The following is a 12,083-nucleotide window of genomic DNA, read 5'->3' on the forward strand; positions in this document are numbered from 1 at the left end:
ATAAACATTACCGCCTTGTCAATTAACTTTACTTTACAGCAAAAAACATGTATAATATCGGCAATCTATTAACTTTTACATATTATCAACGGGAGGATATATGGAAAAAAGAATGTTTGCAGAAAAAGCGCCACGCGTCGATACTGCAAAAGTATATCGAGCACTTGCAATGCTAGCTTTATTACCATCGTGTGTATTGGCTGGATGCGCAGGCGAAAAAGGAGTTGACGCTGGAAGTTCAAGTTCAGTTCCATATGGCGACTCTGAAACCGCTACATCTCAGCCAGAAAATAGCAATACCAAGAATTCATCACAAAATAAAAAAGATGATTCTGCGGGAAAAATAGATATAGAAAAGAACTCAATGTATTCCGCAGAATACGACAATCGCGAAGGATTTACAGCTTACTGTGCAACACATACCGATTACGGATTTCCCGAAATGGCAGACTGTTCAATGTATATTTGCGATGGAAACGATTTGGTTATGTTCACATTCGACGATATCGACTTCACCGAACAAACCTACGGACGAAGGACGCCCAAGCCCTCAGATCTAATGAACAAAACAGACATGCTAGCAAGACAATACGAGGATTATGTTTCAACCGAAATCTCAAAGAATGTAGCCGAATGTCGAGAGAAGAAAAGCAGCGTAGGACAATTCACTAAACCTGTATCTTTTCCGCGCGGTGAAAATGAGCAATACCTCTGCCTTCCTCAATTTATGGCCACGATAGATGGTAAAAAGGTGGGCATGAAAATCACAAAGACTACATCTGTCGACGAGAAAGATAATGACGGACCGTACTATCCTCTATATAAGCTTGGTACTTCTGAACAATGTTTTGACACAAGATTCCTTGATTAGACATACATTATCACAGCGACATCAAAAATCCCCCGAAAGTTCGGGGGATTTAATTAGACTTGTGTTATCAAGATTATTTGTTAATCTTTGTAACAACACCAGCACCAACTGTACGGCCACCTTCGCGGATAGCAAAGTTCAAACCTTGCTCCATAGCGATTGGTGCAAGCAACTTAACCTTGAAGGTTACAGTGTCGCCTGGCATAACCATTTCTTTGTCAGCTGGCAATTCAACTTCACCAGTAACGTCAGTTGTGCGGAAGTAGAACTGTGGCTTGTAGCCCTTTGAGAATGGAGTGTGGCGACCGCCTTCTTCCTTCTTCAAGATGTAAACTTCAGCTTCAAACTCAGTATGTGGAGTAATTGTGCCTGGCTTTGCCAAAACTTGACCGCGCTCAATGTCGCTGCGCTCAATACCGCGTAGCAAGACACCTGCGTTGTCACCTGCTTGACCTTGATCAAGAGATTTCTTGAAGGCCTCAATACCAGTTACAACTGACTTCTGAGTTGGCTTCAAACCAACGATTTCAACTTCGTCGTTCAATTTAACAACACCCTGCTCGATACGACCAGTTGCTACTGTACCACGACCCTTAATTGAGAAGACGTCCTCAATTGGCATGATGAATGGTTTGTCCATGTCACGTGCTGGCTCTGGAATGTAGCTGTCCATTGCGTCAACCAATTCCATAATAGCGTCTTCGTATTTCTCTTCACCTTCAAGAGCCTTAAGAGCAGAACCCTTGATGATTGGAGCGTCTTTGTCGAAACCGTTCTTTTCAAGAAGTTCGCGAACTTCTTCTTCGATCAGCTCAACCATTTCTTCGTCAGCCATGTCCATCTTGTTCAAGAAGACAACGATCTTTGGCACACCAACCTGCTTTGCAAGCAAAACGTGCTCACGAGTCTGAGGCATTGGGCCGTCAGTTGCAGCGATAACCAATACCGCACCGTCAACCTGAGCAGCACCGGTGATCATGTTCTTAACATAGTCAGCGTGTCCTGGCATGTCAACGTGTGCATAGTGACGATTCTTTGATTCATACTCTTGGTGTGAAGACGCGATAGTAATACCACGTTGCTTCTCTTCTGGTGCGTTGTCGATCTGGTCGTACGCAACAGGTTTGTTAACTGCGCTTGGTAGGCGCTTTGCCAACACTGCAGTAATCGCAGCAGTCAGCGTAGTCTTACCGTGGTCAACGTGGCCCATTGTACCAACGTTAACGTGCGGTTTGCTTCGGTCAAATGCATCTGCCATTTGTAGAAGTTCTCCTTAATTTAATTATTATTTTTCACGCGGGTACAGTCCATAAAAAAGACCTCACGGCGTATGAGTTTAATTATAACGATTTTCCAATCAGTTGTAAATAGCCTATTTCTTACTATAATACTTCGCCAAGAACGAATCGCGAAACTCGTAAAAAGTTCCATCCTCCAGGCTGGCTCGAATATCATCAACCAACTTAACAATAAATCGCTCGTTGTGGATTGACAACAACGTTCCAGCCAACGACTCGCGAGCGTGCAAAAGATGACAGAGATAAGCCGCCGTGTAATTCTTGCAAGTATAGCAATCGCAATCGTCCATAATTGGCGCAAATGTCTCACGGTATTTTCGGCCACGCACATTGACCCGACCAAACGGCGTATACGCGGCGCCATTCCTAGCCACTCGCGTCGGACTCACGCAGTCAAAGGTATCAATTCCCTGCTCAATTGCCGCAAAAATATCATCAGGCTCAGAAATCCCCAGTAAATGACGCGGTTTATTCTCAGGCAGAATTTGATTGACCCACTGAATCGTCTGGGCCATCGTTTCCTTTTCCAAAGCGCCACCAATTCCATAGCCATCAAAATCCATCGCGCCCAAAAACTCGGCAGTCTGCTTCCGCAAATCCTCGTAATTCGCGCCTTGCAAAACGCCAAATAAAGCTTGATATGGCTTATCTGGACGAGCCGCTCTTAAGCGCTTAACTTCCGCCAAACTTCGCTCCGCCCAAGCATGCGTCCTGGCCAGCGCCTCAACTTGATATTCGTACGGATCAATCAAAGAGGTCAATTCGTCAAACGCAAAAGTAATGTCAGCGCCAATTCCAGCCTGGATTTGCATGGACAATTCTGGCGTGAATTTATGATAAGAGCCGTCCAGATGCGACTTAAACATTACGCCGTTTTCGTCCACCCAAGCATGACGCGACGATTTTTTAGCAATCGCAATTTCTTCATCAACATCAGTGCTCATTGCCAAAACCTTCTTAAAACCTGAGCCCAGACTTAGCACCTGGAAGCCGCCGCTATCCGTAAACGTCGGACCATCCCAGTGCATAAATTTGCCAAGATATCCAGCCTTTTCAATCAACTCATGCCCCGGCTGCAGATATAAATGATAAGCGTTCGCCAGCACCGCCTGCGCACCGACGTCCTTCACCATCTCCGGAATCATCGCCTTAACATTAGCCTTAGTTCCAACCACAATAAACGCCGGTGTTTTAATATCTCCATGCGGCGTGTGAATAATTCCCGTTCGCGCCAACGTGTCGTTAAATCGTGAAGTTATTTCAAAAGAAAAAGGTTTTTTCTGCATAATCTGTTTGATTATATCACGAAATGGTTGACGGATCGTTTCGCGACAAGCTAATCACATCGCTACATCGTACCAAGTAATATTTATTCTCTTCCGCGTTATTAACTATTAGCACAGGCTCGCCGCGGCTAAGTGGCAATTCCGACACGCTTAATATTCGGCCGTCAATATCTGGCCTATCGTTAATTTCTGGATTCCATATCACCAAATTATCCGCACGCAGCGCAAATTCTTCAACATATTCACGGCTATTCACTTCTTCTAACGGAACATCATTCCACGAAACAGCATTCAGCAAGTCACCAGGCAAGCATCGGTATGCCGAAACTACACATTCGCCCTTAAATTCCCGCACTTTGCTAATATCCTGGATTACATTACGAGCGGCACATTCATACTGACTCAATACATCAAGCTGCTCATTAAGAGGCAATTTATAGAAACACTCATCATTAACTACTTCACTTGCAAAATTTGCAATTTTATGAAGTTCATTTACCGCCATTTTAAGCTCTTCAGCTTCACCATCAAATCCTTCCAAACGAATAATCTTATCTCTGTCGGGTATCACATAAACCTTCTTCGGAAAGTCTTCAGACTCACCATCTATCGTCACTTCAAGCGCCGCGTAAAATTTATCACGATAGCTAACGAAACACATCCCATCAATACACGCCCCAGAAATATCCATAAATTCATACTGTAATTCATTATTTTTCGTAGCGTCAGGAGCCAACGCAAAACCAGTAAAGCCAACGGTACTAATGCCATAAAGTCTTGTCGCAGAAAACTCAGACAAATGATCATTTAGTATTTGGGAATATTCTCTTGATACCTCATCAAACTCTGACTCGTCAACGTAAGAAAGATCCGTCGCTAGCTGCCAAGCGGTCTCCTGAAAATCGTCATTAAAAACCGTTTCAAATAAATCAATAGAGGACCCGATCTCCTCTTTATCAATTGACGTCATATCAAGCACGTCTTTCATATCTACACAAAAAGTCGCAAATCGATTTTTAATATCAAACATTTCCAACACAGGACGATCGTCGCGCCACGTAAAACTCGGTAGCCATCCAGATAAAACCGCAGGATTAGCGTCTTCTACATTATTTTCCCTGCCGTCAATTTTAACCTTATACGCCTGGCATTTCACTTGAATTCCGCCATCATATGGAATCTCATTCAAAACGTCATTTATCTCATCTATCAAAAGCCGCCTCGACTCCGCATCTTGAATGTCGCCAGCACCAGCAACTTCTTCGATTTTGTCAGCATAGTGGCGCAATTTACGCACACATCGAGGAACGCCGCTATCATCCGGCAACAACTCTATTGATACAATCGCCTGCTTGTCAAGCGGAAAATAATAGTCCTTCTGCGAAGTTCGCACACACAAAGCAGCCATCTCTTTGGTGTAAATCGCAAACGGCGCTGAAATCTCAGGATCAATTTCCATGGGAGATATCAAATCCGCCACGCCCTCAACTGACTGCAAACAATACGAATCATCATCTTCGGATTGACTATATCCAACAACTCTAACCTTCTCGCCCTCAATATCGCCAACGTGCGCAGCTTGTTCTATCTCGGCAATTGCAATCTCGTCGTTTTCTCCGTCGAGCAATAAATTCGCACCAGCAATTCGCCTCCAGTCCTCATCAGAGAACAGTTCGGGAGAATTAGACTCCGTATTAGGCTTTGAACGCTCCATATTGCTATGTATTATACAACTTTAATCGATATTTACAAGCATAGCCCCTTCCGTATGCTGTATACTAGAAGCATGAGCAATAAAACCCTCGTTGATTTGGATCAATGGCTAGCGCCGCACAAATCCACAATTCAGGCGCGCGAGAAGTATATTTCCTCGAAACTGGAAAAGGTTTTGATCAGCAAGACGCCAGCCGAATTCGCGATGGGTTTTTTGCATTTCGGACTCCATAAAACGGATACTGGCTGGACATTTCGCGAATGGGCGCCGAACGCGACTCAGATATTTTTAATTGGCGATTTTTCAGATTGGAAAGAGCGTGAGGAATTCGCCTTAAATCGCGATAAAAACGGCGAATGGAGCATAAATCTTCCTGAAAATTCACTTCGTCACGGACAGAAATATAAATTGCGCGTCTATTGGTCTGGTGGCGATGGCTGGCGACTGCCTTCATACGCAAATTACGTCGTTCAGGACGAAAATTCTGTCGATTTCTCCGCGGTCGTGTGGTCGCCAAAAACTCCTTATGATTGGCAACACAAAACCCCGCCCAAGCCAAAAGTTCCCCTGATTTACGAAGCGCACGTTGGTATGAGCAGTCAGGAAGAAAAAGTTGCCAGTTTCAGTGAATTCACTGCGGAGGTTTTGCCGCGAATTAAAGAATCTGGCTATAACACCATTCAACTTATGGCAATCGCCGAGCATCCATATTACGGCAGTTTCGGTTATCACGTCAGCAACTTTTTCGCGGTTTCGTCAAGATTTGGCACGCCCGACGATTTTAAGAAATTGGTCGACACGGCGCACGGAATGGGACTGCGCGTCATCATTGACCTTGTTCACGCTCACGCCGCCAAAAATGAAGTTGAAGGCTTAGGCAATTTCGCTGGCGATCCGACACAATATTTCAAGCCAACAAATCATCCAGAGTGGGATTCGCGATTATTCGATTACGGCAAACCAGAAGTTTTGCATTTTTTGGCAAGCAATTGCCGATGGTGGCTGGATGAACATCACGTTGATGGATTTAGGTTTGATGGCATAACTAGTATGATTTACCACGATCACGGACTCGGAAAAAGTTTCACTAGTTATGACGATTATTTCCACGATAATGTCGACAAAGACGCGCTCGCTTATTTAAGATTGGCAAATGAAACCATTCACGCCATTCGCCCCGACGCCACGACCATTGCGGAAGAAATGAGCGGTTTTCCTGGACTTGGCGCATCGACAAAGGACGGCGGGCTGGGATTTGATTATCGCTTGCAAATGGGTGCGCCGGATTTATGGATAAAAACCCTGAAAGAGAAAAATGATGAAGATTGGGATTTGGGGCAATTGGCTTACACTTTGAGTTCGCATCGCCCAGAGGAAAAAGTCATCAATTACGCCGAAAGTCACGATCAAGCGCTCGTCGGTGATAAAACGCTGATTTTCCGATTGATTGATAAAAATATGTATTGGCATATGGATAAAATTGATCCAGATCTTAAGACCGAACGTGGAATAGCCCTACACAAACTAATTCGTCTAATGACAGCTGGGCTGCATGGCGGCGGTTATTTGAATTTTATGGGCAATGAATTCGGACATCCGGAATGGATTGATTTTCCGCGTGAAGGTAATAATTGGTCATTTAAGCACGCTCGACGACAATGGAGTTTACGCGACAACGGCTTCTTAAAATATCAATGGCTGGGAGATTTTGACGCGGCGCTAATAAAGATTATTCGACAAATTGATAGTCCTGATATTCACCATTTGACGGTTCGCCAATCTGATCACACGGTCAGTTTTATGCACGGCGACTTTTTATTTGTTATCAATTTTTCGCCCGACAAATCCCACTCAGATTACGCAGTACCCGCAGAAGCTGGCTCTTATAAGTTGGCGTTAAGTAGCGACGACAAGAGCTTCGGCGGACAGGAGCGAATAGATCATAATTCCCGTTTTTTCACTTCCCCGGCTGATAATAACCACAACCTTAAAGTTTACTTGCCAGCCAGAACAGGCATTATTTTACAGAAAGTTGATTAAACTCCTCCTAGTGTTGACTTTTTTACGCAAGTGTGGTTTAAATTAAATGAGCTTTTATTGACAATCCCGTCAACGAAAGTAGTCCTTATATGCCTCGAAAAGGAGTCATCCCATGTTGAAGCTCAAACTTATGACGGCAATCCTCGCCCTGACTAGTTTGACTCTAGTCCTTATGGGGAGCACATACTTTACAGCTGCCGCTGCCATCGCCTGCACGGCGATGGCTCTGCCACTGGCGGGTTATCTCGTATGGAGATGGCTCCTTCCGGGCGACAATTCCCGGATTCCCTTCATTCTATGGGTGCCAGTATCTGAACTGCCTGCTCTACGTGCATTCAAGGAGTTGGGAGTCATGAGCACCCCGCTTGGGGCTACCATCGAACCCGATAAGGTAGCGACCCTAGGAGGCTTTGTTGCGCTTACAAGCACTATAGCAATTCTCCTCGCGGTCATAGTGCCATCGTCGCCCACGCACGACAACAACGATGACGAGGACTAGTGCCCGTCGAGAAATAGCTCGCTGAGGCTTAAGCCTTGGCTTGAGCTCTCTTGGCGGGCTATTTCTATTGGTTTGTGGAATTATTTCGTATATCCTATTGACTTTTTGATGTAGATGTTGTAAAATGAACATAGTCTTTGTTGACAACCCCGTCAACAAAGGTAGTTCTTGTGGAAGGAAAGCCATGAACAGCAACAACACGAGTCTCGGCATCAGCCTGAGGACTATGGTCTTTACCATCAGTGCGTGCGCAGTCTTCGTGCTCACACTAGGCACGACTATTGGGGCAATTATCTGCTCCACAGCTCTCCTGGTGGCGGCACAAGCCCTTACTATCCCCCTCGGCTGGGTCTACTTTAGTTCTACTGGTAAAATCCCAACAGTAGCGCTGAAGGTGACTGCAATACTTGGTACGGTAGTATATGTCGCGCTACTAGCCTCAAATATCGACACCCTAATCACTGACTGGGGTGACCTAACGACGGCGTTTAACGTCGTCATTGACAGAGAGGGGTGGGCCGACGCGATGGCGTTCACATTGTTTATGTGTATGTTGCCAGTGGTGACTGCGGTCATCGCGCCGGTGCCACCCGAGCGCGATGATTACGGTAACGACGACGAGGACTAGTGCCCGTCAAGAGAAATAGTTCGCTTAAGGTTTAAGCCTTGAGCTGGAGCTCTCTTGGCGGGCTATTTCTATTGGCATAAAATTTGTTACACTAGATATTGTGAAGAAAAAAGTACCAAAATTCATTGAACAATCATTAGCCCGAGTCGCTAATCTTTACAGCTTTGAGCCAGAGCATCATCTGGAGAAAATTGATGAAAGTTTGACGCCGAATATGCGAGCTTTGCGCCTGGCTATGACGATTGCCGAGCAGCTCCTGAGCATGGGCGTGGTGGCGCGCGATGTGGTTCGTATGGCGCAAGGAATCACGCGAACATATTGCCGCAGACCTGTTCATGTGGACGTGAGCTACACTTTGGTGACAATTTCTCAAGACCGCGGAGTTGATCACGAACCGCTAACTATGGCGCGAGTGATCGTTCCTGACGATCCTAATTATCAACTTATCCAAGCATTGCAATTATTAGCCCTCGATATTCGTCACAAGCAACTTTCCCTAGAAGAAGCCGAGGAGCGATTGCAACAAATACTCAAAAAACCCACCGAACATTCCCGACTAGTCGTTTACGCGGCGGGCGGACTGGTGAGTGCGGGTTCTGTTATTTTGTACGGCGGCAGTTTACTCATGGCATCGATAGCGTTTCTACTCGGATTCTCAGCGACTGGACTGCTGAGATGGCTGGGACGTATTGGCGCGCCGTTGTTTTATTCGCAAGCCCTCGTGGCGATTTTCGTAACATTGGTGGCGGCAGGCGCAGCTTGGTGTAGCAATTATCTGGGGCTAAGCGTCAACGCAACATTGTTGGTTATCAGCGGAATTGTCTTATTGGTCGCGGGATTAATGTTTGTCGGCGCATTTCAGGACGCAATCGACGAATATTATATGACTGCCAACGCCAGATTATTAAAAGTCGTGATGGCGACGGGCGGCGTAATTGCTGGAGTGATGGTCGGATTATACATTGCGACAAAATTCGGTGTTACTTTCCCAGCGACACCAGATCGATTGACATTAGCAGACAAGCACACTCAGTATTTGGGGGCTGGAATTATCGCGGCGGCGTTCGTTCTGAGGAATCATTCTCGATTTTTAGGAATGATTATTTCGGCATTAATCGCAATTTTTGGCTGGTGGATTTCAAGATTGGCCATGAGCTTTGGTTTTGATATCGTGACCGCAAGTGGTATCGCGGCGGCGGTAATTGGATTAGTCGCGGTTATGACTTCCAGATTATGGAAATTCCCTTCTCTGGCGATTATTGCGGCGGGAATTGTGCCATTAGTTCCAGGATTGTCGCTTTACAATGGATTGATGGGCGTCGTTCTATATCCACCGAACAGTGTCAACTTCTTGCCAGCCTTGGCTATCTTAGCGCGAGCAATCCTCATCGGTGTAGCGGTAGCAATTGGCGCGTCATTCGGCAACATCGTCGGCCGCCCAATTCGCCGACAATTCATCAATTTATTCCGTCGCAACACGCAGATATCGTGAAAAATAACCCGAAATTTAGCCAAATAAAAATCCCCGGATTCGCTCCGAGGATTTTTTATGAGGTAGAGATTATTTATTTCGCTTTTCGATAATCTCTTGCGCAACGTTTGGTGGAACTTCCTCGTATTGAGCCAATTCCATCGTTGAAGCGGCGCGACCCTGAGACATTGAGCGAATGTCCGATGTGTAACCGAACATATTTGCTAATGGCACAAAGGCCTTAATCAGCTTAGCACCACCCATCAAGTCTTCCATGGCGTCGATACGTCCGCGACGTGAATTAAGGTCGCCGATGATATCACCCATGAAGTCTTCAGGTGTAGTAACTTCAACCTTCATGACTGGCTCAAGCAAGATTGGGTTAGCTTGTTTAATACCTTCACGGGCAGCTATAGAACCTGCCAATGAGAAGGCCAATTCCGAGGAGTCGACATCGTGGTATGAACCATCGTACAATGTAGCCTTAACGTCAACAACTGGATAACCGGCAATAACACCGCCTTCCAATGTTTCACGAATACCCTTCATTACGGCTGGGCGATATTCCTGAGGAACTACACCACCCTTAATTTCATCAACGAACTCAAAGCCCTTACCAGTCTCATTTGGCTCAAAGCGTACCCATACGTCACCATATTGACCACGACCACCAGACTGCTTGGCGTGCTTACCTTGAACTTCAGCACGACCCTTAATGCTTTCACGGAAGGCAACCTGAGGTTCACCAATATTGGCTTCAACCTTAAATTCGCGCTTCATACGGTCGATAAGAATATCCAGGTGCAATTCACCCATTCCTGACATAATTGTCTGACCTGTTTCTTCGTCTGTGTGAATTCGGAAAGTTGGGTCTTCTTCAGCCAAGCGTTGCAACGCCAACGCCATTTTTTCCTGGTCAGCCTTTGACTTTGGTTCAACCGCGATTGATACAGGTGGCTCTGGGAATTCAATTGACTCAAGAGCAATTGGATGAGCTACGTCTGCTAACGTGTTACCAGTCGCAGTAGACTTTAAGCCAACCACAGCGGCGATGTCACCAGCTTCAACCTTGCTAATTTCTTCACGCTTGTCAGCAAACATACGAACGATTCGTCCAATTCGCTCTTTTTCACCAGTTGTCGTATTAAGAACGTAGCTTCCTGAGGTCAAAACACCAGAATAGACACGAACGAAGATCAATTTACCAACAAATGGGTCGGCAGCAATCTTAAACGCCAAAGCAGACAAAGGCTCCTTGTCTGATGGCTTGCGGCTAACTTCGTCGCCAGTCTTTGGATTCTTACCCCAAATCTCATCAACGTCTAGAGGGCTTGGCAAGAAGTCAACCATCAAGTCAAGCAACTTTTCAACGATCACACCGCGACCATCACCACCAGTAACTAGGTAAAAGTCACCAGCCAAAACGCGCTTGCGCAAAGCCATCTTCAACTCGTCAACGGTAATAGCATCCTCGCCTTGATCCAAGAACTTCATCATCAATTCGTCGTCAGCTTCAACAGCATTTTCAACCAACAGAGAACGTGCGTTCTTAGCTTTTTCAAGCATATCAGCTGGAATCTCGCCAACCTTAAGCTCATGGTCTGTGTAATCGTCGTAGGTGTAAGCCTTCATGTCAATCAAGTCGACAACACCGTTGATAGTCTTTTCAAAACCAATTGGCAAGTGAACTGGGAAAGCCTGCTTACTCAAACGGTTGTGAATTGACTCCAGAGATTTATAGAAGTCACCACCAGTCTGGTTGATCTTGTTAACGAAACAAATACGAGGCACGCCGTACTTATTAGCCTGGCGCCAAACAGTTTCAGACTGAGCTTCAACGCCCATCTTACCGTCAAAGACTGTAACTGCACCGTCAAGCACGCGCAAACTACGCTCAACCTCAGCGGTAAAGTCGATGTGCCCTGGGGTGTCAATAATGTTAATCTTATGATCTTTCCAGAAACAAGTCACAGCAGCTGACGTAATAGTAATACCACGTTCTTTCTCCTGTGCCATCCAGTCGGTGGTAGCACCGTCACCTTCACCACGAACCACACCGATCTTGTGCGTCAAGCCAGTGCGGTACAAAATACCCTCAGTTGTCGTCGTTTTACCGGCGTCAATATGGGCAATAATACCAATATTTCTAAAATTCTTTAGCGGAACATGCGTCTCTGCCATAAATTTTCCTTTATATTACGTTAATTTGCCGAGATTTTTGGTCAATTTTTTGGCACCAAAAAACTACTCTTGCGTTTTATTATATCAGTTATCTA

At 45.6% G+C, this 12,083-nt stretch carries 9 protein-coding genes; 5 read left to right on the forward strand and 4 right to left on the reverse strand.

The features are described from left to right. The first annotated feature begins 100 nt into the window (after positions 1-100). On the forward strand, positions 101-871 hold the full coding sequence (locus LRM41_RS01770; RefSeq protein ID WP_243819193.1) for a hypothetical protein: 771 nt from the start codon (positions 101-103) through the stop codon (positions 869-871). A gap of 73 nt (positions 872-944) precedes the next feature. On the opposite strand, the gene tuf is transcribed toward LRM41_RS01770, so the two are convergent. From tuf to LRM41_RS01785, 3 genes are all read right to left on the reverse strand, one after another. Further along, positions 945-2,129 carry an elongation factor Tu gene (gene tuf / locus LRM41_RS01775; RefSeq protein WP_129637477.1) on the reverse strand — a complete coding sequence of 395 codons (1,185 nt, stop codon included), beginning with the start codon at positions 2,127-2,129 and terminating at the stop codon, positions 945-947. A 114-nt stretch (positions 2,130-2,243) separates the two neighbouring features. Beyond that, on the reverse strand, positions 2,244-3,455 hold the full coding sequence (tgt, locus tag LRM41_RS01780; protein WP_243819194.1) for a tRNA guanosine(34) transglycosylase Tgt: 1,212 nt from the start codon (positions 3,453-3,455) through the stop codon (positions 2,244-2,246). Between the two features lie 16 nt (positions 3,456-3,471). Continuing rightward, on the reverse strand, positions 3,472-5,169 hold the full coding sequence (locus LRM41_RS01785; RefSeq protein ID WP_243819195.1) for a hypothetical protein: 1,698 nt from the start codon (positions 5,167-5,169) through the stop codon (positions 3,472-3,474). A 72-nt stretch (positions 5,170-5,241) separates the two neighbouring features. On the opposite strand from LRM41_RS01785, the gene LRM41_RS01790 reads away from it, so the two are divergent. From LRM41_RS01790 to LRM41_RS01805, 4 genes are all read left to right on the forward strand, one after another. After that, positions 5,242-7,209 carry an alpha-amylase family glycosyl hydrolase gene (locus LRM41_RS01790; protein WP_243819196.1) on the forward strand — a complete coding sequence of 656 codons (1,968 nt, stop codon included), beginning with the start codon at positions 5,242-5,244 and terminating at the stop codon, positions 7,207-7,209. 112 nt (positions 7,210-7,321) lie between these two features. Continuing rightward, a complete protein-coding gene (locus LRM41_RS01795) occupies positions 7,322-7,708 on the forward strand; it encodes a hypothetical protein (RefSeq protein WP_243819197.1) in 387 nt (128 codons plus the stop codon). Between the two features lie 313 nt (positions 7,709-8,021). Beyond that, the gene (locus tag LRM41_RS01800) at positions 8,022-8,336 is read left to right on the forward strand and encodes a hypothetical protein (protein ID WP_243819198.1); all 315 of its coding nucleotides are present in this window, start codon (positions 8,022-8,024) and stop codon (positions 8,334-8,336) included. Positions 8,337-8,436: 100 nt separating this feature from the next. Further along, a complete protein-coding gene (locus tag LRM41_RS01805; RefSeq protein ID WP_243819199.1) occupies positions 8,437-9,828 on the forward strand; it encodes a threonine/serine exporter family protein in 1,392 nt (463 codons plus the stop codon). A gap of 69 nt (positions 9,829-9,897) precedes the next feature. Here the strand turns inward: LRM41_RS01805 and fusA are convergent, their stop codons facing one another. Then, positions 9,898-11,988, reverse strand: coding sequence for an elongation factor G (fusA, locus tag LRM41_RS01810; RefSeq protein WP_243819200.1), 2,091 nt, complete (start codon positions 11,986-11,988; stop codon positions 9,898-9,900). Positions 11,989-12,083: the final 95 nt, after the last annotated feature.

Source organism: Candidatus Nanosynbacter sp. TM7-087, assembly GCF_022828365.1.
Classification (GTDB): domain Bacteria; phylum Patescibacteriota; class Saccharimonadia; order Saccharimonadales; family Saccharimonadaceae; genus Nanosynbacter.

Excerpts from the sequence above, each read along its gene's own strand:
- LRM41_RS01770 (WP_243819193.1), top strand. The coding sequence starts at position 101 with ATGGAAAAAAGAATGTTTGCAGAAAAAGCGCCACGCGTCGATACTGCA.
- tgt (WP_243819194.1), bottom strand. The coding sequence starts at position 3,455 with ATGCAGAAAAAACCTTTTTCTTTTGAAATAACTTCACGATTTAACGAC.
- LRM41_RS01785 (WP_243819195.1), bottom strand. The coding sequence starts at position 5,169 with ATGGAGCGTTCAAAGCCTAATACGGAGTCTAATTCTCCCGAACTGTTC.
- fusA (WP_243819200.1), bottom strand. The coding sequence starts at position 11,988 with ATGGCAGAGACGCATGTTCCGCTAAAGAATTTTAGAAATATTGGTATT.
- LRM41_RS01795 (WP_243819197.1), top strand. The coding sequence starts at position 7,322 with ATGTTGAAGCTCAAACTTATGACGGCAATCCTCGCCCTGACTAGTTTG.
- LRM41_RS01790 (WP_243819196.1), top strand. The coding sequence starts at position 5,242 with ATGAGCAATAAAACCCTCGTTGATTTGGATCAATGGCTAGCGCCGCAC.
- tuf (WP_129637477.1), bottom strand. The coding sequence starts at position 2,129 with ATGGCAGATGCATTTGACCGAAGCAAACCGCACGTTAACGTTGGTACA.